Source organism: Amycolatopsis sp. MEPSY49 (assembly GCF_051337345.1).
Taxonomy (GTDB): domain Bacteria; phylum Actinomycetota; class Actinomycetes; order Mycobacteriales; family Pseudonocardiaceae; genus Amycolatopsis.
Map to the genome: position 1 here is coordinate 1 of NZ_JBDLYJ010000015.1, position 24,221 is coordinate 24,221.

24 protein-coding genes and 2 pseudogenes are annotated in these 24,221 nt (G+C 72.4%); 12 read left to right on the forward strand and 14 right to left on the reverse strand.

Translation table 11 applies throughout. The features are described 5' to 3' along the window. Both ABFJ78_RS42125 and ABFJ78_RS42130 read left to right on the forward strand, forming a co-directional pair. Positions 1-488: pseudogene (locus tag ABFJ78_RS42125) on the forward strand (hypothetical protein); the annotation flags it as partial. Positions 489-493: 5 nt separating this feature from the next. Further along, positions 494-829 carry an EthD domain-containing protein gene (locus ABFJ78_RS42130; RefSeq protein ID WP_436393221.1) on the forward strand — a complete coding sequence of 112 codons (336 nt, stop codon included), beginning with the start codon at positions 494-496 and terminating at the stop codon, positions 827-829. Between the two features lie 107 nt (positions 830-936). On the opposite strand, the gene ABFJ78_RS42135 is transcribed toward ABFJ78_RS42130, so the two are convergent. After that, positions 937-1,506 carry a TetR/AcrR family transcriptional regulator gene (locus ABFJ78_RS42135; protein WP_436393043.1) on the reverse strand — a complete coding sequence of 190 codons (570 nt, stop codon included), beginning with the start codon at positions 1,504-1,506 and terminating at the stop codon, positions 937-939. 91 nt (positions 1,507-1,597) lie between these two features. Between ABFJ78_RS42135 and ABFJ78_RS42140 the strand changes: the two genes are divergently transcribed. The 3 genes from ABFJ78_RS42140 to ABFJ78_RS42150 all read left to right on the forward strand — a co-directional run bounded on the left by ABFJ78_RS42140 (position 1,598) and on the right by ABFJ78_RS42150 (position 3,727). Further along, positions 1,598-2,563, forward strand: a complete 966-nt coding sequence (locus tag ABFJ78_RS42140; protein ID WP_436393044.1) for a ketopantoate reductase family protein — start codon at positions 1,598-1,600, stop codon at positions 2,561-2,563. 263 nt (positions 2,564-2,826) lie between these two features. Next, entirely contained in the window at positions 2,827-3,552 is a 726-nt protein-coding gene (locus tag ABFJ78_RS42145; protein WP_436393045.1) for an SDR family NAD(P)-dependent oxidoreductase, read from the forward strand. 22 nt (positions 3,553-3,574) lie between these two features. Then, positions 3,575-3,727 (forward strand): hypothetical protein, encoded by a 153-nt coding sequence (locus tag ABFJ78_RS42150; RefSeq protein ID WP_436393046.1) that lies wholly within the window; start codon positions 3,575-3,577, stop codon positions 3,725-3,727. Positions 3,728-3,897: 170 nt separating this feature from the next. On the opposite strand, the gene ABFJ78_RS42155 is transcribed toward ABFJ78_RS42150, so the two are convergent. After that, the gene (locus tag ABFJ78_RS42155) at positions 3,898-4,740 is read right to left on the reverse strand and encodes a helix-turn-helix domain-containing protein (protein ID WP_436393047.1); all 843 of its coding nucleotides are present in this window, start codon (positions 4,738-4,740) and stop codon (positions 3,898-3,900) included. Between the two features lie 80 nt (positions 4,741-4,820). On the opposite strand from ABFJ78_RS42155, the gene ABFJ78_RS42160 reads away from it, so the two are divergent. Further along, positions 4,821-6,371: an AMP-binding protein gene (locus tag ABFJ78_RS42160; RefSeq protein WP_436393048.1), complete on the forward strand. Its 1,551-nt coding sequence runs from the start codon at positions 4,821-4,823 to the stop codon at positions 6,369-6,371. Positions 6,372-6,447: 76 nt separating this feature from the next. Here the strand turns inward: ABFJ78_RS42160 and ABFJ78_RS42165 are convergent, their stop codons facing one another. After that, entirely contained in the window at positions 6,448-7,206 is a 759-nt protein-coding gene (locus ABFJ78_RS42165) for an IclR family transcriptional regulator (protein ID WP_436393049.1), read from the reverse strand. Between the two features lie 110 nt (positions 7,207-7,316). On the opposite strand from ABFJ78_RS42165, the gene ABFJ78_RS42170 reads away from it, so the two are divergent. The 5 genes from ABFJ78_RS42170 to ABFJ78_RS42190 are packed head-to-tail and all read left to right on the forward strand — an operon-like array spanning position 7,317 to position 13,336. Further along, the gene (locus ABFJ78_RS42170) at positions 7,317-8,675 is read left to right on the forward strand and encodes an FAD-dependent oxidoreductase (RefSeq protein WP_436393050.1); all 1,359 of its coding nucleotides are present in this window, start codon (positions 7,317-7,319) and stop codon (positions 8,673-8,675) included. Positions 8,676-8,731: 56 nt separating this feature from the next. Further along, positions 8,732-10,045: an MFS transporter gene (locus ABFJ78_RS42175; protein WP_436393051.1), complete on the forward strand. Its 1,314-nt coding sequence runs from the start codon at positions 8,732-8,734 to the stop codon at positions 10,043-10,045. Next, complete coding sequence (locus ABFJ78_RS42180) at positions 10,042-10,803, forward strand: SDR family NAD(P)-dependent oxidoreductase (RefSeq protein WP_436393052.1); 762 nt, start codon at positions 10,042-10,044, stop codon at positions 10,801-10,803. The genes ABFJ78_RS42175 and ABFJ78_RS42180 overlap by 4 nt, the downstream gene beginning before the upstream one ends. Further along, a complete protein-coding gene (locus tag ABFJ78_RS42185) occupies positions 10,803-12,416 on the forward strand; it encodes an FAD-dependent oxidoreductase (protein WP_436393053.1) in 1,614 nt (537 codons plus the stop codon). The genes ABFJ78_RS42180 and ABFJ78_RS42185 overlap by 1 nt, the downstream gene beginning before the upstream one ends. 44 nt (positions 12,417-12,460) lie before the next feature. Further along, positions 12,461-13,336 carry an alpha/beta fold hydrolase gene (locus ABFJ78_RS42190; protein WP_436393054.1) on the forward strand — a complete coding sequence of 292 codons (876 nt, stop codon included), beginning with the start codon at positions 12,461-12,463 and terminating at the stop codon, positions 13,334-13,336. 165 nt (positions 13,337-13,501) lie between these two features. Here the strand turns inward: ABFJ78_RS42190 and ABFJ78_RS42195 are convergent. Then, positions 13,502-13,654, reverse strand: a pseudogene (locus ABFJ78_RS42195) (MmyB family transcriptional regulator); the annotation flags it as partial. A 327-nt stretch (positions 13,655-13,981) separates the two neighbouring features. Here ABFJ78_RS42195 and ABFJ78_RS42200 point away from each other — a divergent pair. Beyond that, positions 13,982-14,542 (forward strand): SDR family NAD(P)-dependent oxidoreductase, encoded by a 561-nt coding sequence (locus ABFJ78_RS42200; RefSeq protein ID WP_436393222.1) that lies wholly within the window; start codon positions 13,982-13,984, stop codon positions 14,540-14,542. Positions 14,543-14,629: 87 nt separating this feature from the next. On the opposite strand, the gene ABFJ78_RS42205 is transcribed toward ABFJ78_RS42200, so the two are convergent. The 10 genes from ABFJ78_RS42205 to ABFJ78_RS42250 all read right to left on the reverse strand — a co-directional run bounded on the left by ABFJ78_RS42205 (position 14,630) and on the right by ABFJ78_RS42250 (position 24,197). Then, positions 14,630-15,022, reverse strand: coding sequence for a helix-turn-helix transcriptional regulator (locus ABFJ78_RS42205; RefSeq protein WP_436393055.1), 393 nt, complete (start codon positions 15,020-15,022; stop codon positions 14,630-14,632). A 268-nt stretch (positions 15,023-15,290) separates the two neighbouring features. Then, complete coding sequence (locus ABFJ78_RS42210; protein WP_436393056.1) at positions 15,291-16,130, reverse strand: hypothetical protein; 840 nt, start codon at positions 16,128-16,130, stop codon at positions 15,291-15,293. Between the two features lie 186 nt (positions 16,131-16,316). Beyond that, entirely contained in the window at positions 16,317-17,414 is a 1,098-nt protein-coding gene (locus ABFJ78_RS42215) for an MSMEG_0565 family glycosyltransferase (protein WP_436393057.1), read from the reverse strand. Next, positions 17,414-18,244, reverse strand: coding sequence for a carbon-nitrogen hydrolase family protein (locus tag ABFJ78_RS42220; RefSeq protein ID WP_372665914.1), 831 nt, complete (start codon positions 18,242-18,244; stop codon positions 17,414-17,416). The genes ABFJ78_RS42215 and ABFJ78_RS42220 overlap by 1 nt, the downstream gene beginning before the upstream one ends. Continuing rightward, on the reverse strand, positions 18,245-19,075 hold the full coding sequence (locus ABFJ78_RS42225) for a carbon-nitrogen hydrolase family protein (RefSeq protein WP_436393058.1): 831 nt from the start codon (positions 19,073-19,075) through the stop codon (positions 18,245-18,247). It abuts the gene before it with no gap. After that, positions 19,072-20,442, reverse strand: coding sequence for an MSMEG_0567/sll0787 family protein (locus ABFJ78_RS42230; protein ID WP_436393059.1), 1,371 nt, complete (start codon positions 20,440-20,442; stop codon positions 19,072-19,074). Before ABFJ78_RS42230 ends, ABFJ78_RS42225 begins: the two co-directional genes overlap by 4 nt. Position 20,443: 1 nt before the next feature. Then, positions 20,444-21,514 carry an MSMEG_0568 family radical SAM protein gene (locus ABFJ78_RS42235; RefSeq protein ID WP_436393060.1) on the reverse strand — a complete coding sequence of 357 codons (1,071 nt, stop codon included), beginning with the start codon at positions 21,512-21,514 and terminating at the stop codon, positions 20,444-20,446. 10 nt (positions 21,515-21,524) lie between these two features. Beyond that, positions 21,525-22,037 carry an MSMEG_0572/Sll0783 family nitrogen starvation response protein gene (locus ABFJ78_RS42240; RefSeq protein ID WP_086864132.1) on the reverse strand — a complete coding sequence of 171 codons (513 nt, stop codon included), beginning with the start codon at positions 22,035-22,037 and terminating at the stop codon, positions 21,525-21,527. A 4-nt stretch (positions 22,038-22,041) separates the two neighbouring features. Further along, a complete protein-coding gene (locus ABFJ78_RS42245; protein ID WP_436393061.1) occupies positions 22,042-22,878 on the reverse strand; it encodes an amidohydrolase family protein in 837 nt (278 codons plus the stop codon). Next, positions 22,878-24,197, reverse strand: a complete 1,320-nt coding sequence (locus ABFJ78_RS42250) for an MSMEG_0569 family flavin-dependent oxidoreductase (RefSeq protein WP_436393062.1) — start codon at positions 24,195-24,197, stop codon at positions 22,878-22,880. Before ABFJ78_RS42250 ends, ABFJ78_RS42245 begins: the two co-directional genes overlap by 1 nt. Positions 24,198-24,221: the final 24 nt, after the last annotated feature.

Genomic DNA, 24,221 nt, shown 5'->3' on the forward strand with positions numbered 1-24,221 from the left:
TGCTCGCCGGACTGCGCATCCCCCACATCCGCGCGCGGTTCGGCGACCGCACGATGGAGCTGGCCGCGGTCCTGCTGGCCGGCGGCCTCGTCCTGCTCGGCCTGGTTTCGTGGGTCGCCCAGGGGAAGGGCACGGCGATCTGGCTCGCCTGCTTCGAAGTGCTCAGCGTGCTCCTCGGCGCGGCGCAGGCGAGCCAGTACGGCCCGTTGGTCGGGACGGTCCTGGCCGCGGTGCCCCCGCGCATCGCGGGCCTGGCCGGCGGCTTGTTCACGACAGCACAACAGGCCGCGCTGGCGCTCGGCATCGCCACCATCGGCGGGCTCTTCGGCACTCTCGCCCCCGCGCTCGGCTGGCAACACGCCTTCACGGTCGCACTCGGCGGGCAACTGGCCACCACCGCACTGTTCTGGCTCCTCGCGCGGCGACTTCGGAACCGCAGAGCACTCATCGATTTCCCGCAATCAACGAAAGAAGGACATCACCCGTGATCAAGATGGTCATCACGCTGAAGCGCCGGAAGGACATGACCCACGAGGAATTCATCCATTACCAGCAGAAAATCCATCGGCCGCTGCTGATGTCGATCCCGGAGTCGGAGCGCTACATCCGCCGGTTCGTCGTGTCCTACCCGGTCGCGGCACCCCGGTACCCCGAACCGGAGTACGACTCGGTGGTCGAGGCCTGGTTCGACAGCATGGCCGATCTCGAAGCCCTGTTCTTCAGCGACAACTTCCTGAAGATCGTCGACCCGGACCACGAGAACTTCATCGATCTCTCGAACTTCGGGCGGATCATCTGCGAAGAGGACGTGGTCGTCGACCGCGGGTAGGAGCCCCGGCAGGGGCCCTTCTCGCGACAGCCCTGCCCGACGCGGCTCGCGGCCGTACCACCGACCGGGTCCTCCGGTCGGTGGCGGCGACCCCGCGCCGCACCTCGTCACAGCGGGCGGCGCAGCCCGTCCAGCACGAGGGTGATGACACCGTCGGCCTCGGCCCGCCAGGCAGGGCGGTCATGAGCCGCGCCGATGCCGTGCAACGCCATCATCACGGCACCGGCGTCCACGTCGTCGCGAACGGTACCCTCCCGCACGGCGGCGGCCACCAGGTCGCCGACCGCCTCCTCCAGCGCCCGGCTGCCCTCGGCGAGGGCACCTGAGCGATCAGCCCACAGCGTGGCCAGCGTCCGGGCGAGGCCCTGGTGGGCGGCTATGTGGTCGACCATGTCGCGGAGGAAGGTCGCCAACGCCTCCCCCGCGGGCAGCGTGGCCTGCAACTGGCCGGCGCGGTCGCACAGCGCGGCGACTTCTCCGTGGTAGACCGCCTCGGCCAGTGCCTCCCTCGTGGGAAAGTGGCGATACAGCGTGCCGGTGCCCACCCCGGCCAGGCCGGCGAAGTCGTCGAAGCGCAGGTCGAAGAATTCGCCGGCGTCGAAGACCTCCCGAGCCTTGGCGAGCAGGGCCTGGCGCTTGCGCTGGGCGTCGGCCCGCAGCGGCTTCTCAGCGGTCACGCACTCCCCTCACGTTGACAAATGGAGATGACCTCCATATTTTCGAAAGTGGAGATGACCTCCAAATCGATCCTACCCCACGAGGTACCCCGTGAAGATCCTGATGTTCGGCCGAGGCGTGATCGCCACCATCTACGGCTGGGCACTGCAGAAGGCGGGCCACGACGTCGAGTTCTACGTCCGGCCGGGCCGCGCGGCGACGTACGGGGACGCGGTGGACCTCGATCTGTTCGACGGGCGGCGCCGGGTGTGGGGGCAGCGCGTCACCGAGAAGTGGCCGGTGCGCTACCGCGAGACCCTGGAGCCCGGCCACGACTTCGACCTGATCGTGCTCAGCGTGCCGCACCACCGCCTCACCGAGGCGACGGCCTTCCTGACCCCGCGCGTCGCCCAGGCCACGGTGCTGGTCTTCGGCAACCTCTGGACCGAGCCGGCAGCCGCGATCGGCGCCCTTCCCCTCGACCGGGTCGCCTGGGGCTTCCCCCAGGCCGGTGGCGGTTTCGACGCGGACGGCGTGCTCCGCGGAGGACTGCTGCCCTCGGTCGTCTTCGGCACCCTCGGCCGGCCCCCGGCCGACCGGGAACTCGCCGTGCGCCAGGCGTTTCGTGAGGCCGGGCTCCGGATCAAGGAGCGACCCGACTTCCGCGGCTGGCTGTGGGTCCATTTCGTGTCGGATGCCGGCATGTTCTCGCAGGGCCTGCGGCGGGGTTCCCTGTCCGAACTGGCCGGGGCGCGGAAGGACCTGCGCGAGGCGCTGCTGGCCGGCCGCGAGCTGCTGCCGCTCCTCCGGGCGCGCGGCCTCGACCTGCGACGTCACCGGGGCGGTCTGCTGCCGTTCCGGGCGCCCACCTGGCTGACGGCCGCCGCGCTCGCCTGGCTGACCACTCATGTCCCGGCCGCTCGCATGGGCCTGACAGCACACGACGACCCCGACGCCGAGGAGCCGCGTGAGGTCTGCCGGGACACCCTCGCCGAAGCACGACGACTGGGCATCTCGGTACCACGGCTGGAAGCGGCGGAACCGCACTTCGCCCGCGAGGGACCGGGGCGGGCCTGAATCCACCGATGTCGCCGATCGAGCGCACGGCGGCGGGCGCCTGGGACGCGCGCGAGCCCATTTCCCCGTCACGTCCGAAGTGGACTTGCCGTCGTCAGCCCCGAGGGCCGATCCGATCGGGACGCGACGACCCGCGCCGGATTCGTTTCCGCGCAAGGGATCCGGTGCAGTCGATGGCCGGCACGCGTAGGGTGGATCATGATCCGCGCCGGCGCGGGCCGGTAGCGCACAGGGGCACGCGAGTGCCGAGAGGGGATGGCGTCATGAGCACACTTGCCGTTGTCGGGGCGGGGCCCCAGCTGGGGATGTCGATCGCCCGGCGGTTCGCACGCGAGGGCTTTTCGGTGGCGCTGCTCGCGCGGAACGGTGAACAGCTCGAAAAGCTCGCGGCGACACTGCGGGACGAGGGCGCCGACGCCGGGGCGTTCCCCGCCGACATCCGCGATGCGGACGGCCTGCGCACCGCGCTGGCAGCGGCGGAGGAGCGGTTCGGCGGGGTCGACGTGCTGGAGTTCTCGCCGGCGCCGAGCCTTGCCGACCTGCGGAACCAGCCGCTTGTCGACGCGAGCGAGGTGACGGTCGAGTCGGTGCTGCCCGAGTTCGACCTGTACGTCCGTGGCGGTATCACCGCCGTCCGGCAGGTGCTGCCGGGGATGCTGTCCCGCGGAACGGGCACGATCATCTTCACCACGGGAGCGGGATCCGGCCCGATGATCGCCCCGCACGTGGCGAACGTGCAGATCGCCACCGGGGGCTTGCGCAACTGGGCGCTGAACCTCCACGCCTCCCTGGCGGACCGAGGCGTCTACGTCGCTCATGTGGCCCTGGCCGCGATGATCGGCCAAGGCGGACCCGACGCGGAGCCCGACGCCATCGCGAACGCCTACTGGACGCTGCACACCGAGCGCGCCGAACCGGAACTGGTCTACGACGCGATGCCCGAAGACTGGCAGATGGGCACGGTCGCCGACAAATTCGTCGTCGACTAGCAGTGTCCCGAGTTCGTGATCCGTGCTTCCGCCGCCGGGCGCCCACCTGCGCGAGCACGAACTGACCCCGGACCACGCGGCGGAAGTCGAGCGGGCCGGCTACCCACTGGGTGACGACCCGATCGCCACACTCGTCGCGCTCGCCGACGCGGTGCACGCCGTCAAGGCCGGGTGACGGGCCACCGGATCAGTCCGACGCGTTCGGCGGCGGTCTCGACGACCAGGTGCTCGCGGTCCCCCGGCTCGCACTCCCGCTCGACGAGTGCGCGAGCCGTCGGCACGGCCGTCCCCGGTCAACGTACCGCCGGCGGGCAGGACGGAACCGCTCTCGCACATCGCTCGCGGCTAAGGGATCAGGCCGAGCCGCCGGGCCTGGGCCACGGCCTCCATGCGCCCTTGGGCGCCGAGCTTGGCCAGGATGTTCTTGACGTGGTCTTTCACCGTGTAGACGCCGATGCCCAGCCGCTCGGCGATGCCCTGGTTCGGCAAACCCGTCGAGAGCAGCGCCAGCACGTCCTGCTCCCGGCCCGTCAGGTGGGGGACGTCCGCCTCCGGCGACCGCTCGCCGACCAGGAGTCCGGCGGTGTTCAGCAGCCGCGCGCGCAGCCGGGGGTCCCCGATCTCGTCGGCGAGGGCGCGCAGGTCCGCGTAGGCCTCGGACACCCGTGACCGCCGGATGCCGTCCTCGGTGGCCTGCCGGTCACGCAGCCGGCGGAGAACGTCGGTGACGGCCAGATCTTGTTCGAGGGCACGGGCTTCGTGCGACACCGCGTCGAGCAGGCGCCCCATCTCGCGTTGGCTGGTGCGCAGGGCGACGTAGAGCACCGCGACCGAGCGCCGCGCCACGATCACCGGGGCAGCCGCCATCGCCCGCAACGCTTCGGCCCGGATCACCTGGTCATAGCGGTGGGTGATCGCCGGCGAACCGACGTAGTCCGGGAGCGACAGCGCACGTTGCCGGTAGGCGACGCGGCCACCCACGCCTTGCCCGGCGCCGAGCAGGACGCCGCGCAGGGGGCCGACCACGGGACCGTCGAACGCGTTGAGCAGGACACCCGACCGGGTGACCCGGCCGGCGAACGCGAGGCTCACCCCGGTCGCGGCGCGCAGCCTGGCCAGGGCCGCGGTCACCGCCGGGCCCAGGGGATCGACCCCCCTCTTCGGAGGGTGGCTCGCCTCGTCGCTCACGGCCACAGTGTCACCCGGGCGGTGCCCGTTGACAATCGCCCGCCGTCCGAACCGGACCGAAGACGCCCCGGAGAAACCTGATGCAGCCTCGAACCCTCGCCGCACAGCCGCTGGTCGGCACCTGGCTGACCGAGTACGCCACCGCTGAGGCGGACGCCGCCCACCTGCTGTGTGACCGCCACGACGCCCGGTCCGTCGCGTTCACCTTCGTCGCCCCGGACCTCACGCACCGCGACGTGACCTACGGGGAGCTGGCCGATCGTTCGCGGCGGCTGGCCACCGTCCTCGCCGGGCGGGGCGTCCGGCGGGGTGACCGGGTGCCGGTTCTCATGGGCAAGCGCCCCGAACTGGTGACGACCCTGCTGGCGATCTGGCGCCTCGGCGCGGTGCACGTCCCGCTGTTCACCGCGTTCGCCACCGGCGCCATCCGGATGCGCGTCGAAGCCGCACGGGCACAGCTGGTCGTCACCGAACCCTCCCAGCGGGCGAAGCTCGACCCCATCGAAGGCATCGACGTCCTCGAGACCGGCGAGGAGTTCGACCGGCTCGTCGACGACGCGGTCCCCCTCGCCACCTCGGTCGCGGTCGGCGGCCGCGAGACGATGCTGCAGCTGTTCACCAGCGGCACCACCGGCAAGCCCAAGGGCGTCCCGGTGCCGGTCCGCGCACTGGCGTCCTTCCACTGCTACCTGCACTACGGCCTCGACGTCCGCGAAGACGACGTCTTCTGGAACGCCGCGGACCCGGGCTGGGCTTACGGCCTCTACTACGGCATCCTGGCCCCGCTCGTCACCGGACGGCGCAACCTGCTCCTCGAGACGGGCTTCACCCCGGAGTCCACAGTGGACGTCATCGGCAGGTTCGGCGTCACGAACTTCGCCGGCGCGCCCACCATGTACCGGGCGCTGAGCAAGAGCGGCCTGGTGCGGAACCTGCGGCTGCGCCGAGCCTCCTCGGCCGGCGAACCGCTGACCCCCGACGTCGTCGACTGGGCCCGCGAAGCGCTCGGCGTCGAAGTCCGCGACCACTACGGCCAGACCGAACTCGGCATGGTCGTCAACAACCACTGGCACCCGGACGTGGCCCGCCCGGTCAAGCCCGGCTCGATGGGTCAGCCCATGCCCGGCTACGTCGCGGGAACCGTCGACGGCCAGATCGCGATCGACGTCGAACACAGTCCCCTGCTGTGGTTCACCGGGTACCACGAAGACTCCGAGAAGACGTCGGAGCGGTTCACCGCCGACAAGCGCTGGTACCTCACCGCCGACTCCGGCCGCGTCGACGACGACGGGTACTTCTTCTTCACCGCCCGCAACGACGACGTCATCCTGGCCGCCGGCTACCGGATCGGCCCGTTCGACGTCGAAAGCGTGCTGATCACCCACCCCGCCGTCGCGGACGTCGCGGTCGTCGGCCGCCCCGACCCCGACGGCATCCGCGGCGAAGTCGTCGAGGCCTTCGTCGTCCTCACCGGAGACGCCGAAGCGAACGACGAACTGGCCGCGGAACTCCGGCAGCTCGTCCGGGACAACTACTCCAAGCACGCCTACCCGCGCACGGTCCACTTCGTCGACGCGCTGCCGAAGACGCCCAGCGGCAAGATCCAGCGGTACCTGCTGAGGCAGCGGTAACCGCGTCAGGTGGTGTCGCGTGAGAGGTGGTCGGCGTTTCGCCGGGCAGCCCGGACCCGCCCGCGGCCTCGGTGTCTCACCCGGCCGAGGTGCGCGGCGCCGGCTTCGCCTGCTCGATCGCCGCCGCCGCGTGGCGCAGGGCCGCCAGGTACTCCGGAAGCCGGTTCGGGGCGTAGCGGAACTCCGGGACGCCCAGGGAAACCGCCGTGTGCGCGTGGTCCTCCCGGCCGCCCACCGCCACGCCCAGTGCGACGAATCCCGACCTCGTCTCCGTGACGTTGGTGCCGAAACCCTTGGCGCGCACGTCTTCCAGGGTGCGGCGCAGGCTGCGGGGGTCGGCGGCCAGGCGTGAGCCGCTGTGGAGCGCGATGACGTCTTCGTCGCTCATCGTCGCCAGCATCGCCCGGCCGCCCGAGACCATGTGCGCCGGGAGCACCAGGCCGGTCCGGTCACCGACCCGGACCGCCTGCCCCGACTCGACCGTGGCGACGAAGTGCACGTCACGACCGCGCAGCACCTGCAGGAACACCGTTTCGCCCGTCCGCTCCGCGAGCTCCTTCATCGCCGGCGCCGCCGACGCCCGCAGCCGGTTCAGCGGATCGCTGCCCGCTCGCTGCACCGGGAGGCGGTGGCCCGCCCGGTACTCACGCCTCACCCCTTGCTCGGCGAAGTCGCGGTACACCAGCGCGCTCAGCACCCGGTGCGCGCTCGACCGGCCGATGCCCAGCAACTGCGCGACGTCGCCGACCGTCACCGACGCACCGGCCTGCAGCGTCGCCAGCACCTGCAGCGCGTGGTCCACCGATTTCAGCGGATGACCCGGCGCGCGTCCCATCGCTTCACCTCCGCACCTCGATGGCCTGATCTTAGCTGGTCAGCGCTTTGCGGTTCCGCACTGCGGAACGGAGGCCACCGCCGGGCTCCGGCGAGGCACCGTTCTGCACCATGACCGGACGAGAACCAGCGTTGCCGCACCCGACGATCGACCTGCCCGGCGAAACGATCGAGGTCGACCGATCCGTGGACGTCGCCGTCGCGGGTGGTGGTCCGGCCGGGTTCTGCGCGGCCGTCGCCGCGGCGCGGTCCGGAGCCCGGACGGTGCTCGTCGAGCAGGCGCCCTTCCTCGGCGGCACGGCCACCGGCGCGATGGTCGCCAGCTTCATGGGCTTCTACTGGCGGGACGTGCGGGTCGGCGGCGGCATCGGCCACGAGATCACCGAACGCCTGGTGAAAGCCGGCGGAGCGAAGGGGTTCACGCCGTACGTCCTCGCCGAGGCGAGCCGGAACCCGGTCAAGGTGCGGACCTTCCCGTTCGATCCGGAGGTGCTGAAGTTCGTCCTCGACGACCTGCTCGCGGAGAGCGGCGCCGAGGTGCGGCTGCACACCCAGGTGGTCGATCCCCTCCGGGAAGGCGCCACGGTCCGCGGAGTCGTCACGCAGGACCAGTACGCCCGTCGCGCGATCCGGGCGCGGGTGGTGGTCGACGCCACCGCGAACGCCCTCGTCTGCCGCCGCGCGGGGTGCCGGACGCAGAACCGGGTCGAGCAGCGGCGAGACCGCCAGCCGATGACGCTCATGGCGAGGCTGTCGAACGTCGATGTCGCGCGCTTCCGCGCCCTGCCGCGCGAAGAAAAGCGGCGGCTCGCGGTGTCCGGCGTGCGGGCCGGCGCGCTGAAGCAGGAGCTGCTCTCCCTGGTCAGCTCGCCCGAAGGCTCGGACGCGTTCATCCTCATGACCCGGGTGACCGGGCTCGACGGCTCCGACAGCGCGGATCTCACCATCGCCGAGCGGACCGGCCGCACCCAGGTCCGGGCCGTCGTCGAGTTCCTGCGGACGTCCGTGCCGGGGTTCGAACGCTCCTACCTCGCCGCGCTGGCGCCCTGGATCGGCGTGCGCGAAACCTGGCGCGTCGAGGGTGACTACACGCTGACCGAGGACGACGTGCTCGGGGGACGCCAGTTCGGCGACGCGATCGCCCAGGCCGGCGGCCCCTTGGACGTGCACGACACGACGGGGACCGGACTCGTCCTGCTCGAACCACCCGCACCGTTCGCCGTCCCGTACCGGTGCCTCGTCCCGCGGGGGACCGAGGGGCTGCTGGTGGCGGGCCGGTGCCTGTCCGCGACCGGGCGCGCCATGGGCGCCACCCGGCACATGGGCACGGCGATGGCGACCGGCCAGGCGGCGGGCACCGCCGCGGCCATCGCGGCCGCCGAGGCCGTCGGCACCCACGACGTCCCGGGCGAGCAGCTGCGCCGAGCACTGCGCGACGCGGGCGCCATCGTCGATTCCCCCCTGCCCTGACACCCCCGCACTTCCCTTGCCCAGTCCCGTAAACCCGACGTCGAAGGCGGTCACCGTTGACCCACACCTCATCGGCTCTGCACCCGAGGACGACCTCGCGAGCCAGACATCGCGCCGTCGCCGCGAACCTCATCGGCACCGTGCTGGAGTGGTACGACTTCTACCTCTACGGCACGGCCACCGCGCTCGTGTTCGCCCCGCTGTTCTTCCCCGCGGCGAGCGCGGTCGCCGGAACGCTGGCGGCCCTCGCCACCTACGCGATCGGCTTCGTGTTCCGCCCGGTGGCGGGCATGGTGCTCGCGCGGTGGGGCGACACGATCGGGCGCAAACGCCTGCTGGTCCTCTGCCTGGTGCTGATGGGCGCCTCGACCGGCGCCATCGGGCTGCTCCCGACGCACGCCCAGGCCGGGCTGGCGGCCCCGGTCCTCCTGGTGGTCCTGCGGCTGGTGCAGAGCCTGGGAGCCGGCGCCGAATACGGCACCGCGGTGACGATGACCGCGGAGTACTCGACCGCCGGTCGGCGGGGGCTGTACGCGACCGTGCCGGCCCTCGGCGTCGGGCTGGGGATCATGCTCGGCACCGGCGCCTTCTCGGTCATGTCCCTGCTCCCCCGGCAGTCCTTTTTGGACTGGGGCTGGCGGCTGCCGTTCCTCTTCGGGTTCTGCCTCGTGTTCGTCGGGCTCTACCTCCGGTTGCGGGTGCCGGAGTCCCCGGCGTTCGAGCGGCTGCGGGAATCCGGGACGCTGGCGGCGAGTCCGCTGCGGGAACTCCTGCGCACCGGCCGCAAGCACCTGGTCCTGGCGTCCCTGGCCCGCTCGACCGAGTCCGTCTGCGCCCAGCTGTTCAACGTCTTCGCGATCTCGTACTGCACCGCGCAGCTCGGGATGGGCGCCGGGCCGGCCCTGACCGGGGTCCTGGTGGCGAACGCCGTCGGGCTCGCGGTGATCCCGCTGAGCGGGCACCTGGCCGATCGCGTCGGCCGCCGCCCGGTGTTCCTCTTCGGACTGTTCTTCCTCGCCGCGTTCGCCTTCCCGTTCTTCTGGCTGCTCGAGACGCGGAACCCGCTGCTCGTCGTCGTCGCGCTGGTGCTCGCCTACGGGCTCGGCGTCAAGGTCATCCTCGCGGTGTCCGGCGCGTACCTCGCCGAGATGTTCGAGCCGCGGGTCCGCAACTCGGGCGTCACCGTCGCCCGTTCGCTTTCCGATCCACTGGGCGGATTCACCCCGTTGATCGCGTCCGCGCTGTGCGCGGCGACCGGTTCGTACTGGGCGATCGGAGCGCTGCTCGTCGTCCTCGCCCTCACTTCGGCGGGCGCCGTCCTGGCGAGCCCGGAAACCCGTGAGCCGTCCCCGAAAGGTGTGTCCTCGTGAACTTCCCCGTCGAGCAAGGTCATCCCGTGGCCCGTGCCGGGATCGACGGCCTGCGCGTCCTGGTCGTCGGAGCCGGGAACGGCATCGGCGCCGGAGTCGCCGAACTGCTGCTGGCCTCGGGCGCGGTGGTCGCCGGCAGCGACCTGCCCGCGGTGCCTCCGCCGCTGCCCCGTCTGGCCGGCTGGTGGCCCGTCGACCTCACCGATCCGGCGGGAGTGCGAGAGCTGGTGAGCAGCGCGACACGCACCTTGGGCCGGCTCGACGGGGTCGTCAACTGCGTCGGCATCCTCGGTGACCCCGCCCCCGCGGCCGAGGAGCCGATCGAGCACTTCGAGCACGTCCTGCGCGTCAACCTCACCGGGGCGTTCGCGCTGTCCCAGGCGGTGCTCCCGGTGATGGCCGCCGCCGGGTACGGCCGCCTGCTGCACATCGCCTCGATGGCCGGCAAGGACGGCAACGCCGGCATGACCGGGTACTCCGCCTCGAAAGCCGGGCTCATGGGCATGGTGAAGGCACTCGGCAAGGAGTACGCGACCACGGGTGTCACGGTGAACGCGATCGCGCCGACGATGGTCGAGACGACCCTGATCCGGGGCATGTCCGACGAGCAGGTGGCCCGGCTGCGCACCCTCATCCCGATGGGCCGGCTCGCCACGGTGGCCGAGGTCGCCGCGCTCGTGCGGTGGGCCGTCTCCCCGGCCGCGTCGTTCACCACGGGGTTCACCTACGACCTCTCGGGCGGGCGGGCGACGTACTGATGGCCGGCTGGGATCACGAAACCGACTTGCTCGTCCTCGGCTCGGGTGCCGCCGGGCTCACCGCCGCGGTCGTCGCCGCGCGGGCGGGCCTGTCCACCCTCGTCGCCGAGAAGTCGGAGTGGGTGGGCGGAACCACGGCCCGCTCGGCGGGCACGGTGTGGGTTCCGGGGCACCGGCAGCAGGCCGATCCGCGAGCGGACGTCGTCGAGGCGACGCGCTACCTCGACGCGCTCGTCGGCGACCGCGGCCACCGCGACCTGCGCACCGCGTACCTCCGCTACGCCCCCGAAGCCCTGGAGCACCTGCGGGACCTGGGAATCGGCTTCCGGCACACGGCCGGTGCCGCCGACTACCACCCCGAGGTGCCCGGAGCGGGCGCCGGGCGGGCGCTCGAACCGGAGCCCTTCGACGGACGGCGGCTCGGACGGCGGGCCTTCGGCCGGATCCGCCACCCCGTGCGGGAGTTCACGCTCCTCGGCGGGACCTTGATGCTCCGCCGGGCGGAAGCCGACGAGCTGGCGGCCGCGTTCACCGGGCGGACCGTCCGGGCCGCGGCGACGGCGGGCCGCCTCGGCCTGCGCTGGCTGCTCGACCGCGCGGGCGGCTACCCGCGCGGAACCCGGTTGACGATGGGCAACGCGCTCGTCGCCGCCCTCTACGAGCGACTGCCGGCGAGGACGGCGGACGTGTGGTTCACCGCGCACGCCGGCGAACTGGTCGTCGGCGAGCGCGGCCGGGTCGAAGGCGCGGTGGTGCACCGGCGTGGCACGGTCAACCGGGTCCGCGCCCGGCGCGGCGTCGTCCTGGCCTGTGGTGGCTTCGCCGCGAACCCCGCGCTGCGCGCCGCACACCTGCCCGAGCCGGTCGCCCAGTTCACGCCGGCCGTACCGGAGGCCGCCGGAGACGGCCTGCGCCTGGCCCGATCGGCGGGCGGAGCGCTCGGCGCCGCCCGGGACGACAACGCCCTGTGGTTCCCCGCTTCCGTCGGCCGGCGCCGCGACGGCAGCACGGTGGTCTTCCCGCACATCTGGGACCGGGCCGGGTCCGGCGTCGTGGCCGTCGACCGGACGGGCCGCCGGTTCGTCGAGGAGTCGGTGTCCTACCACCGCTTCGTCCGCGCCATGTACGCCGCCCGGCCGGATCCGGCGGTGCCGGCGTGGCTGGTCACCGACGCGGCGGCGCTGCGGAAGTACGGCTTGGGCCTGGTCCGGCCGTACCTGCCGGGAGCGGCGTTGCGGCGTCATCTCGACGACGGCTACCTGCGGTCCGGCCGGTCCGTGCGGGCGCTGGCCGCGGAGATCGGCGTCGATCCCGACGCGCTGGCGCACACCGTGACGGCACGCGGAACCCTCGGCCGGCCGCCGTTCTACGCCGTCGCCGTCTTCCCGACGCCGTTGGCGACCACCCTCGGGGTGCGGACCGATATTGACGCCCGCGTCCTCACCGGGACGGGCGAACCCGTGCCGGGTCTGTACGCCTGTGGCGATGACGCGCACTCGTTCACCGCGTCGGAGTATCCGGGGCCGGGGTGCCGCGTCGGCGGCGCCGTGACGTTCGGCTACCTCGCGGCGCGGCACGCGGCACGGTACACCCGGGAAGGGAACGGCATTTGACCAGCACGCCGCCGAACCGGCGCACGATCCTCGGGAGCGCACTGATGGCCGGATTCGGGCCGCCACCGGGTCACGGGAAGACAGCCGAGACGGACTTCGTCCTGGTGCACGGGGCGTGGCACAGCGGTGCCTCCTGGGCGGACGTGAGCTTCGAGCTCACGGCGGCGGGCGGGCGCGTCAGCGCCCTCGACCTGCCGGGCGCGGGCCCGAACGCCCGCTTCCCGGTGTCGTACCCGACCGCCGGGCAGCAGGGGCTCACGACCGAAGTGTCCCCGCTGCGGGACCTCACGCTGGACGACACCGCCGACGCCGTCGTGGCCGCTCTCCGGCGGCTGCGCGGTACCGGGCGCAGGCTCGTCCTGGTCGCGCACAGCCTCGGCGGGCTCACGGTGACCAGGGCCGCGGAACAGGCTCCCGGCCTGGTCGACCACCTCGTCTACGTCGCGGCCCTCGTGCCCACGCTGCTGGGGTCGGCCGCCGCCTACCTCCGCCTGCCCGAGGCCGGGCCCCGCTACCCGGACCTCTACGTCGGCGACCCGGCGGCGATCGGGGCGACCCGGATCAACTTCCGCAGCACCGACGCCGGCTACCGCGCCCTGCTGCACCGGACCTTCTACGGCGACGTCGGCGAAGAGCGGTTCCTGGCCTTCGCCAACGGTCTGGTCCCGGACAACCCCACCCGGATCGCGGCGGCCGAGGTCGGCGCGACCCGGCAACGGTGGGGTTCGATCCCGCGCTCGTACGTGCTGACGACGCAGGACCGGGTCGTCACCCCGGCGCTCCAACGACGGATGATCGACGACGCCGACCGGTTCGCCCCGGCCCACCGCTTCCGGGTCGGCTCGCTCGAGAGCAGCCACTCGCCGTTCGCTTCGCGGCCGAAGGACCTGGCGCGGCTGATCCGGACGCTCGCGGCGTGACGGCCGATCAGGTGGGGCGACCCCCTTGCCCCGCGTGCAGCGACGCCAGGAGCCGCAGCCGGTCCGCGTCGGGGCCGCCCGGTTCGGCGGTGAACACCACCATGACCGGTCCGGGGTTGCCGGGTAGCGGTAGGTGTCCCAGTCCAGCAGGATGTCGCCCACCGCGGGCACCCGGAAGGTCTTGGTGCCGCTCACCGACTCGCGAACGTCGTGGCGGGCCCACAACCGCCGGAACTCGGCGCTGCGGATGCTCAGCTCGCCGACGATCGCGGTGGCGCGGGGATGGGTGGGGTCGGCGGCGACGGTGGCCCGCAGCATGCCGATGTAGTCCAGCGCCTGCTTCTCCCAATCCGTGGCCCGCGGGCGCAGCCTCAGCGGTCGGCTGGAGGCGATACGCGACGTGGCTCACGTGGGTGAGGCAGCCGGACACATCATCGACGCCGCCGATCATCGTCACGCACGTGCGAAGTTCCTACCTTCGGAAGGAGACATCGGCCCGACAGCTGGAGAAGCAGTTGAACATCGAAAACTCGGTGGCGGTCGTGACGGGGGCGAACCGTGGCATCGGAGAGCAGTTCGCCCGGAGCTTCCGCGTGCGAGGGGCGTCAAAGGTGTACGCGGGCGCCCGGTACGCGGCGCGTGACGATGCCGGGCGTCGAGCCGGTATCGCTGGACATCACCGACCCGAAGTCGGTTGCCGCGGCCGCTGCGCTGGCCGGCGACGTCACGCTGCTGGTCAACAACGCCGGGGTCGCCCAGGCGCGGAACCTCGCCGACGGCGATGTCGACCGGATCCGCGCCGAGATCGAGACGAACGTGTTCGGGACGCTCTCGATGGTCCGCGCGTTCGCTCCGATCCTGGCCCGCAACGGTGGCGGGGCGATCGTCAACATCCTCTCGGCGGCCTCCTGGTTCTGCTACCCGGGAAGCAGTTCCTACGCGGTGAGCAAGGCGGCGCAGTGGAACTTGACCAACGGCGTGCGTATGGAGCTGGACGCGCAGGGCACGCTCGTCGTCGGCGTGCACGTGGGCATGGTCGACACCGACCTGACCGCCGCCCTGGACGTGGCGAAGATGCCGCCGGCCGAGTTCGTCGAGATCGCGCTCGACGGGCTCGAGAACGGTCAGGTGGAGATCGTCGCCGACGACCTGAGCCGCCGTGCCAAGGCCGCCCTGGCCGGTCCGCCCCGCCTGCTCGTCCCGTGAGGCTCCCGCGCCCCGCCGCTGACGAAGTGCTGTTCGCGGTGGAGGCGGTGTCGCGGAACCACGGCGAGGTGCGCTACCTCGCCGCGCTCACCCCCGTCGCGATCGCCGCCACGTGAGGGGTCCAGCCGCCGGCTGAGCACCGTCCCGGCGGGTGATCGTTACGCCGGGATCCGGCGGCCGAGGTCCCCAGCCGCGCACGGTGGTGCGGAAGCGGAACTCGCTCGGAGCCGAGCCGCGAGCTCGCCGGAAGGCGCGGCTGAACGCGTGCGGTGAGGTGTACCCGACGGCGGCGGCAACGGCTTCGACCGTGTCATCGGTGTCGCGCAGCCGTGCGGCGGCGAGATCGATACGCCATGCCGTGAGGTAGGCGCCGGGTGTCCGACCGAGCGCGGCCGGGGAAGCGCCGCGACAGCGTGGCGCGCGAGACCCGGGCTGCAGCGGCCAGGGTCGCGGTCGTCCAGGCGCGGCCGGGTTCGCCACTCACGGACGCGGCCGCAAACGCCGCGCGGTTCGGTTCGGGCATCCGGCCGGCGCGGCCGCGCCGCGCGCCGTGGCCGACGCCGTGCGCGGTCACGGCCCGGACCCGGCCGGCCCCGGGGCGGGGAGGAATCACGTCGGCTCCAGCCATGTTCCGGCTGTGGCAACCCCGCGGCCGACCGTGCAGTCCAGTGCGGCGCAGATCCGATCCAAGTCGCCCAGCCGGACGCTGATCGGGCTCTGCGTCCGCGCCCGTCCCGGTCGTGCGGAGCTACGCCGGGTTCTCCGCGACGGCGAGGTAGTCCGTGTAGATCTGCGGCGAGCCCGAAAACGAGGCCAGCTGCTTCCACTCCTCGTACATCTGCTTGGTGTCGCGGTGGGCAGCCGCGAACTCCGCGGCCACGCCGGTAGCGATATCGGGCTCGGGGTAGAAGACGTCCAGCGCCTCCAAGCTCGCGATCTCCATCATCATCACGTACTGGTCGAGACGGTTGCCCCGCTCGCCCTTGAGCACGTGGAACCGCCAGCCCGGGTAATCGTCGATCCGGTGGTGGTTCTCGGCGATGAAGCGGTCGAACATCTCCTCGGTCGCCCCGGCGCGCAACGCCAGGTTGTGAATCCCGACGACCCGGGCGACGGGCTCCTCCCCCGGGCGGTCGCGGTAGCGAGGGCCCGGCGTGACCGTGCTCCGCGGATTGTCGGCCAGCAGCCGGTAGTCGGTGAACAACGTCGGCAGCTCGCCGAACGTCCCCAGCCGCCGCCACCGCGCCAACACCACCTCCGCCTCCGGGTGCCTCGCCCAGAACTGCCGGGCCGGCTCGGTCTGCTCACCCCGGGCCGTGACGTAGCGGTCGCGTTGCTCGGCGCTGTCGATCTCGTACAACATCAGGTACTGCCCGGTCCGCTCCCCACGCAACCCGCGCAGCAGAGTCCACCGCCACCCCGGGTACAAGGGCAGGTGCACGCCTTCACCACGCACGAAGGTCTCGAACTCCTCCGGCGTGACACCAGCCTCCGTGTCGATGGCGATGTACTGGAAGGTGAACACCGACGAGCGTCCCAATTGCGTCCAATCCTCGGGCCGGCAAAGGAACGCGCTTCCGACGAGCACGACTCCCCTGCACCACATCCTGCCAGCTCCAGAGCAACGGTGCCCGCGAGATCCTCGTCGCCCGGCTGGTTGTCCGGAACGTTGTCCTTGTCGGTGTTTCCCGCCGTGGTCAGCGGCTCACCGTAAGGCGTGCAGGTCCGCGGCGCGCCGACTCGATGGCCGCTCCGGTCAGCGGTCAGGACGAGGTCACCCCGGATGGTGGATGCGTCCCAGGTGGCAGCCGCCGGGCGCGTTCGGCTCCACCCGAGACCGGTAGAACGTCTGGTGCTGCTTCGCCGCGGCTGTCCACGTGTACCGGCGCGACAGGGATCGGCCGGGCGCCGGGTCGGCGCCGGCGAGGGCAGCGCGGAACTCGTGGGCGAAACCGGCCGGGGTGGTGGCGAAGCGCGCCACTGCGCCGAACACCTCGCGCAGCACCGGCAGATCCCGGGTGACCACCGGCACTCCGGCGGCCAACGCCTCCATCGCGGCCAGCCCGAAACCCTCCTTCGTGGACGGGAAGGCGAAGACCGCGGCGGACGCCACCAGCGCCGGCAGCTCGTCGTGCGCGACCGGCCCGAGGACTTCCGGCTCCACACCCAGTTCGGCGGCGCGCTTCTCCCAGCGGGTCCGGTAGTCGCGGTAGTCGAACAACGTTTCCCCGCCCGCGATCACCAGGCGGACACCGGGTTCGTCCCGGACCAGCAGCGCGTACGCCTCCAGCAGGTCCAACGATCCCTTCCGCGGCTCGATGCCGCCCACCGCCAGGACGTACCGGCCCCGCTCCGGCTCCCGGGCGGCCGTCGCGAACCGGTCGTGGTCGACGCCGTTGGGGATCACCGCCGCCTCGATACCCCAGCCGGCGCGGACTTCCGCCGCCACCGACGCCGAAACGCAGATGTGCGCGTACGGCCGGATGATCGCGCGCTCGTGGCAGGCCGCCAGTTCCGGGGTGGTGAAGGTGTCCAGGTGGTGGATCGTCCGGACGCAGCGGTCGACGGCGTTCGCGCTGATGCAGTCCTGCGCGTGCACGATGTCGTAGGCGTCCGGGGTGAACGCCGCGCGCAGCACCGCGATCGACCGCAGGATCCGCTCTCCCACCGATTCGCCGGGGACGTCCGGGAAGGGCACGATCGAAAGCCGCACCCGCGGGTCGACCGGCCGGAAGAACCCCGCGTCGCCGCCCCGGCCGAGCGTCCACACCGTGACGTCCTCGCCCAGCTCGGCGAGGGCCTCGGCCAAGGCGAGCGTGTGCACCACGCCGCCGCGGGGTTTCGTGGAGTAGCTCAGCAGGGCGATGCGCATCAAGCCTCCCGGTACACCGACGGTTTCCGTTCCCCCAGGTGGTGCAGCACGCGCCGGGCGTTGGCGAGCTCCTGCTCGACGTCGAGCTCGGCCACCGCGATCCCGGCCTTCGACCAGGTGCGGGCCAGGATCTCCCCACCCGGCCCGACGACCTTGGCCTGGCCGAGGAACCGCATCCCGCCCATCGCGCCGGTCTGGTTGGACGAGACGAGCACCACCTGGTTCTCCGCCGCGCGCGCCTGGTCGTAGAGGTCGAACAACCGCGACTGCCGGTCCTGCGCCATCCGCGGCGCGCGGTTGGTGATGCTGGTCGGCCACGCGCTCAGGCAGGCGACGACGTCGGCGCCGTCGACGGCGAGCGAGCGCGCCGACTCGGGGAACGTCTTGTCGTAGTCGATCAACATGCCCAGCCGCCCGACCGGGGTGTCGAACGCGGCGAACTCGGCACCGGGTGCGTAGGCGACCTGCTCCCCCGGCGGCTGGTGGACCTTGCGGTGCCGGCCGAGCACGCCGTCACCGGTCACGCACACCGCGGAGTTGTAGCGCCGTGGCCCGTCGGCCTCGCAGTAGCCCACGCAGACGACCATTTCCGCGGCGAGCGAGGCGATGGTCTTCAGCTGCGGGCAGTCCGGGTCGAGCGCGGGCGGCAGCGCGTCGGGGTCCGGATGGCGCAGGTCGGCGAGGTACCCGCCGAGGGCCGCGTCCGGCAGCACCAGCAGCGCGACGCCGGACGAGCGCGCGTGGTCGATCAGCGTCGCGATGCGCTGCAGGTCGAAGTCGAGGTCGCGGCCGAAGTGCGCGGCGACGGCGGCGATGCGGATCTGCCCCATTCACGGGACACTAACCGGGTAGGCGTCGGGCCGTCTGTCCGCCAGGTGTCCCATCGACCGCCGGGCCGTGGCCAGCGCCTGCTGGACGTCGAGTTCGGCGATCGCCATGCCTTCGGCCACGCCCGTGTCGGCGAGCACCTCGCCGCCGGGGTCGACGACCTTGGCGCTCGCGACGAACCGCAGGTCGCCGAAGGTGCCGGTTTGGTTGGCCGAGAGCCAGACGATCTGGTTCTCCAGCGCGCGGGCCCGGTCGAACAGGTCGAAGCGGCGCTTCCAGCGGTCCTGCTCGAGATCGGGTGCCGCGTGGGTGCGGCTGCCGGGCCAGGCGCTCATGCAGACGACGATCTCGGCGCCGTCCAGTGCCAGCGCTCGCGCGGATTCGGGGAACGCCTTGTCGTAGCAGATCAGCATGCCCAGCCGCCCGGCCGGCGTGTCGAACGCGGCGAACCCGCGGCCGGCGCCGTAGCTGGCGTTTTCGGCGAGGGGCTGGTGGACCTTGCGGTGGTGGCCGAGGACGCCGTCGCCGCTGACGCACACCGCGGAGTTGTAGCGGCGGTCCCCGTCCAGCTCGCAGTACCCCGCCGTGACGACGAGGTCGCCGGCGAGCGCGGCCAGCCGCCGGATTTCGGGACCGTCGGCGGCCAGCGCGGGCGGTCCTTCGGCGCCGCCGTCGAGGTTGGCGAGGTAGCCGCCGAGCGCGGCCTCCGGCAGGGCCAGCAGCCGGACGCCCTCGGCTCTCGCCTCGCCGATCAGCTTCTCGATGCGGGCGAAGTCGGCTTCGAGGTCACGGTCGAACGGCGCGGCCGCCGCCGCCATCCGCAGTGTCGTCATGAGTTCCCCAATCCGGTGACGCCGCCGTCGACGGCGGTCGTCAGTTCGCCGTCGGGCCAGCGCAGCGCGACGCCGGTGCCCGTCACCAGCTCGCCGCAGGCCGCGGTGACCGCGGGCCCGGCGGGGGCCGGGGCGCCGGCGGTGAGCATCGCGAAGCCCGGAAAACAGGTCAGCCAGTCCCCTGTGGACGCTCCAGGCGGCCGCGGCACGCGCTCGACGTCGAGCACCGCGCCGCAGCCGGACGCCTCGGCGAGCATGCCGAGTGTGCCCGCGATCCCGGCCATCGAGACGTCCTTGGCCGCCGCCGGCCGCGCTTTCGCGACCGAACCGAGCAGTGCGCGCAGCTCGGACGTGCCGCGAGTGCTCGTCGAGTCCCACTGACGTCCCCCGTACCCGGGTCGCCAGCCGCCGCCGAGGTCGGCGGTGAGCCAGACGCGCTGCCCCGGTTTCCCACCACCTCCGGGCACCGGATCGGCGGTGCGGCCCAATGCGGTGACCGACAGCGAAGCCGGGACACCGAACTGGGTGTGCCCGCCGAGCACCGGCACACCGTAGGCCTCGCTCGCCTTCCGCAGTCCACTCAGGACACGGGCGGCGAAGGAGGCGTCCCGGGCGCCCAGCGCGTCGAGCAACCCGGTCGGCATGGCCCCCATCGCGGCCAGGTCGTTGAGGTTGACCAGCACCGAGCACCAGCCCGCCCATTCCGGGTCGCGTTCGACCATGGCCGGGATGATCGCGTCGCAGGCGGCGACGACGTCGGTGCCGGGCAGCGGGACGCCGTCGTCGCCGACGAAGCCGGGCACGCCGGTCAGGCCGCGCAGCAGCGGGCCGAGGGCGGCCTTCGTCGAGCGGGCCAGCGCGGCGATCCGCCCGATCGGCCACCTCATCAGGACGTGGTCGTGGCCGGCGACGGTCACCGGCCGCACCCGGTGCCAGCCGAGCCGGGTGAACAGCTTCTCGGTGCGGGTCTGCACGGTCGCTTCGAACCGCAGCGCGCCTTCGGCCTCGGCTCGCGCGCAGGCCGCGCGGACCAGGGCCGAGCCGATCCCGGGCGGCGCGCCGGGGGCGACGACCAGGCGCCCGCCCCGCCACCAGCCGAGGTCGGGCCCGTCGGTCACCGGGCCGAGCCGGACGCCGCCGAGCACGTCCGCGGCGGGGTTTCGCGCGACCAGTACGACCGTGCGCGGGTCGGTGTCGTGGTCGTCGAGGTCGTGCCCGTCGAACAGGCCCTGCCGGGTCACGAAGGCCTCGTGGCGCAGGGCCCGGTAGGCCGTCCGTCCACTGTGGTCGGCTTCGTCGAGGTGGAACGCCGGGCGGTCGGCGACGCTGCGGACGTCGCCGAGCAGCGCGAGGATGTCGTGGTCCACGTCAGCCCCCCGCCGCGCTCAGCAGGCCGCAGGCGCCGCACGCGGCACAACCGGCGCCCTGGTCGGCGCCGGTCATCCCGGCCGCCCGCAGCAACGCCGCGACCCGGCCGGTGACGTCGGCGACCAGCCCCGGCGACGGCGCGGTGGCCCCGTCGCGGCGGGCCAGGGTGCCGAGCATCGGGCGCATCGGCACGACGAACGGGTAGACACCGGCGCCGATCAGCCGTCCGGCGCCCGCGACCAGATCGTCCGGGTCCTCGCCGAGCCCGATCAGCAGGTACGTCGAGACGCGGTTGCGGCCGAACACCCGGACCGCCTCCGTCCATGCGGCCTCGTACTCGGCCAGCGGCACGGTCGACTTGCCCGGCATCCAGCGCCGCCGGACGTCGTCGTCGAGCGACTCGACGTGGATGCCGATCGACGTGGCTCCGGCGTCCCGTAGTTCGGTGAGCACGCCGAGGTCGCCCGGCGGTTCGATCTGCACCTGGATCGGCAGTCCGGGCACGGCGTCGAGCACCGCGCGGACGCAGCGCACGAGGTGCCGGGCGCCGCGATCGGGCCCGGCCGTGGTGCCGGTCGTCATCACCATCTGCCGGACGCCGTCGAGGCGCACGGCCGCTTCGGCGACTTCGGCGAGCTGCTGCGGGGTCTTGGCAGCCACCGTGGACCCGGCCCGCAGCGACTCCTCGATGGTGCAGAACCGGCAGCGCTGGTCCTCGGCGTACCGGACGCACGTCTGCACGACGGTCGTCGCGAGGACGTCCTTGCCGTGCAGCAGCGCGATCTTCCGGTACGGCACACCGTCCGTTGTGGACAGGTCGTAGAACCGGGGCCGCGCCACCGGCGTCACGCTGAGGCCGAGGTCGGTCGTCCCGCGGTGGATCCGGCCGTCCCGGACCTCGTACGGGCTGTCGGGGTTCAGCGGCAGCGTGGCGTTGGCACCGTCGACGACCAGGTGGCCGTCGTCGCTCGGCCCGGCGCCCTTGCTGCGCTGCACAGGTGCGTCCACGCGCACCCCGCGGACGGCGATGTCGGCGCGGGTGTCCAGCTCCTCTTCGATGCCAACGCGCACGTACCGCTCCCTAGAACATGTAGGTGGAGTTGATGATTGCGCCCTTGCGCGCGTAGTGGATCAGCGCGTCCTGCACATCGAGGGGGTGGGTCGGGATGACGCCCTCGATGAGGTCCTCCTCGCGGGCGCCGTGCAGCGACAGCCCGAACCGGCAGCAGTAGGCCTTGCCGCCCTCGGAGATGAACGTCTTGAGCTGGTCGTTGATGTTCAGCTCACCCGGGAACGCGGCGTTGCCGGTGGTCGGGAAGCCGCGGGTGGCCAGGCAGTTCAGCGAACCGGGGCCGTAGAAGTAGATCGCGGCCTCGAAGCCCTTCCGCAGCGCGCGCGTCGCCTGCAGGATCGCCACGAAGCTCACCGACGACTCGTGCGCGATGCCGTGCACGAGCGTGAAGTAGCTCTGGCCGGGTTCGGCCTGGTAGTCCGGGAAGACCTTGGTCCCGCCGTACAGGCTGGAGCCCTGGGGCAGCGACGGGTGCGGGATCTCGTCGAGGCTGGTCTTCTCGGTTTCGGTCAGCTCTGCCATCGGTCTATTTCCCTTTCTTCGGTCCGTACAGCACGTCGAACGTGCCGCGGAAAACCAGGTCGGCGAGTTCGCCGTCGCCGGCCGCGGCGGCCAGCTTCGCGAGTTCGCCCTCGTGATCGCCCCACGGCTGGTCGGAGGCGAACAGCACGCGGTCGTGGCCGAGGCCGCGGCGCGAGATCTCCTCGACGAGCCAGCGCGGGGTGAAGCCGATCGCCCAGGACAGGTCGGTGTAGACCTGCTTGCCGGCGGCGATCCAGTCGAAGAACCGGCCGCCGACGAGCTTGATGTGCCCGCTCATCCCGCCGCCGAAGTGGACGAGGTGCAGCTTGACGTCGTCGGCGTAGGCGTCGACGAGCTTGCCGACCTCGTCGACGTCCGAGGCCGCGCCCGGCGAGGTGTGGACGTGCACGACGAGGTCGTGCTCCCTCGCCGTGGCGAAGATCTTGTCGAGCTGTGGCTTGCACGCGGCGTCGGATGCCTTGCCGCCCAGCAGGAAGCTGAGCTTCAGTGCCCGCACGCCTTCCGCACCCGCCAGTTTCAGCGCTTCTCCGGTGCGATCGGCGTCTTCGGCTCGTGGAGACACCCACAGCGCGGCACTGATCCGGTCGTCCTTGGCCGCCGCCTCGACGCAGAGTTCGTTGAAAGAGAACGCGATCGCCGGGTCCGGCACGCCGTAGTTCGGGATCACCAGGGCGCATTCGGTGCCTTCACGGTCCATATCGGACAGCAGCTCGCCGATCGTCGCGCGGCTGCCGATCGCGGGGGCGACCGGCGGCCCGCCGTAGAACGGGTACGCCGGCAGCACGCCCAGGTGCCGGTGGGCGTCGTTCGTCCACTTCATCAGGCCACCGTCCGGGGCGCGACCCAGTCGTCGTCGGCCGGGTAGGTGCTCACCGGCGTGCCGGAGAGCCACCGGACGTCGCCGCGGCCGCCGCCGGTGATCCGCCGGGCGAGGTACTCCGCGTCGGCGGCGACGCCGCAGAACCGGCCGGAGCCCCAGGTGTGCTGCCACGGCAGGCCGAGGAAGTACAGACCGGGACAGCTGGTCACGCCGCGGTGGTGCGTCGGGTAGCCCTTGCCGTCGAACACCGGGACGTCGATCCACCGGTGGTCCCGGCCGAACCCGGTGCTCCAGACAACGGCCGAAAGCGCTTCCGCGTCGAGAGCGCGAGGCCCGTCCGGCGGCACCCAGACCGGTTTGTACCGCTCCTCCCGGGGCGCCGCGATCCCGCGCTGGGCGATGAAGGCGTCGATCGAGTCCTTGATGCCCTCGGACACGGCGTCCGCGGCGTCGAGGTTGCGACGCAGGTCGTCCGCGAACTCCAGCTGTCCACTTCGGACGCTGGTCAGCCTGCCGTAGAGCTGCATGCCGTCCGCGGCGAACGCCCGCAGGTCGATGTCGTGCCCGCCGTCCCGGCCGGTGACGTAGTGGTTGGCCCGGAACCGGACGGCGTCCGCGTCGGCGAACTCGTCGATCCCCCGGGCGTAGTAACCCATCTCGTCGAGCCACGCGACGACGTCGCGGCCGCGGTAGCGCCGGGCCACCCGCGGCGCCGACCCGACGGCGAGGTGCACCCGGCGCCCGGCCAGGTGCAGGTCTTCGGCGATCTGGCAGCCCGACTGCCCGGTGCCCACGACCAGGACGTCCCCGGCGGGCAGCTGAGCGGGGTTGCGGTACTCGGCCGAGTGCAGCTGGACGACGTGCTCGGGCAGCCGCTCGGCCAGCCGCGGCTTCAACGGCACCTGGTACGGGCCGGTGGCCAGCACGACGTGGTCGGCGGTCAGCTCACCGGCCGACGTCGTCAGCCGGAAACCGCCGCCGGGCAGCTGCCGCAGCCGCGTCGCTTCGACACCCTCGTGCAGCGGGACGTCGAACTCCCGCACGTACGCCTCGAGGTAGGCGACGATCTCGTCGCGGACCATGAACCCGTCCGGATCGTCGCCCGCGTAGGGGAACCCGGGCAGCCGGCATTGCCAGTTCGGCGTGACCAGGCAGAAACTGTCCCAGCGGCGGGTCCGCCATTCGTGCCCCGCGCGCTCGCGTTCGAGCACCAGGTGCCCGACCCCGGCAGTGGTCAGGCAGTGGGACATCGACAGTCCCGCCTGGCCACCGCCGACCACGATCACCGGCCGGTGCAGGCCGTCGAGCTCGAAGTTCATGCCGATCAGTGCACCGGCGAGCCA

Bases quoted from the DNA above. Each gene is read 5' to 3' on its own strand.
- ABFJ78_RS42130 (WP_436393221.1), top strand. From the start codon at position 494: ATGGTCATCACGCTGAAGCGCCGGAAGGACATGACCCACGAGGAATTC.
- ABFJ78_RS42145 (WP_436393045.1), top strand. From the start codon at position 2,827: ATGAGCACACTTGCCGTTGTCGGGGCGGGGCCCCAGCTGGGGATGTCG.
- ABFJ78_RS42160 (WP_436393048.1), top strand. From the start codon at position 4,821: ATGCAGCCTCGAACCCTCGCCGCACAGCCGCTGGTCGGCACCTGGCTG.
- ABFJ78_RS42165 (WP_436393049.1), bottom strand. From the start codon at position 7,206: ATGGGACGCGCGCCGGGTCATCCGCTGAAATCGGTGGACCACGCGCTG.
- ABFJ78_RS42170 (WP_436393050.1), top strand. From the start codon at position 7,317: ATGACCGGACGAGAACCAGCGTTGCCGCACCCGACGATCGACCTGCCC.
- ABFJ78_RS42185 (WP_436393053.1), top strand. From the start codon at position 10,803: ATGGCCGGCTGGGATCACGAAACCGACTTGCTCGTCCTCGGCTCGGGT.
- ABFJ78_RS42190 (WP_436393054.1), top strand. From the start codon at position 12,461: ATGGCCGGATTCGGGCCGCCACCGGGTCACGGGAAGACAGCCGAGACG.
- ABFJ78_RS42200 (WP_436393222.1), top strand. From the start codon at position 13,982: ATGCCGGGCGTCGAGCCGGTATCGCTGGACATCACCGACCCGAAGTCG.
- ABFJ78_RS42215 (WP_436393057.1), bottom strand. From the start codon at position 17,414: ATGCGCATCGCCCTGCTGAGCTACTCCACGAAACCCCGCGGCGGCGTG.
- ABFJ78_RS42220 (WP_372665914.1), bottom strand. From the start codon at position 18,244: ATGGGGCAGATCCGCATCGCCGCCGTCGCCGCGCACTTCGGCCGCGAC.
- ABFJ78_RS42225 (WP_436393058.1), bottom strand. From the start codon at position 19,075: ATGACGACACTGCGGATGGCGGCGGCGGCCGCGCCGTTCGACCGTGAC.
- ABFJ78_RS42240 (WP_086864132.1), bottom strand. From the start codon at position 22,037: ATGGCAGAGCTGACCGAAACCGAGAAGACCAGCCTCGACGAGATCCCG.
- ABFJ78_RS42245 (WP_436393061.1), bottom strand. From the start codon at position 22,878: ATGAAGTGGACGAACGACGCCCACCGGCACCTGGGCGTGCTGCCGGCG.
- ABFJ78_RS42250 (WP_436393062.1), bottom strand. From the start codon at position 24,197: ATGAACTTCGAGCTCGACGGCCTGCACCGGCCGGTGATCGTGGTCGGC.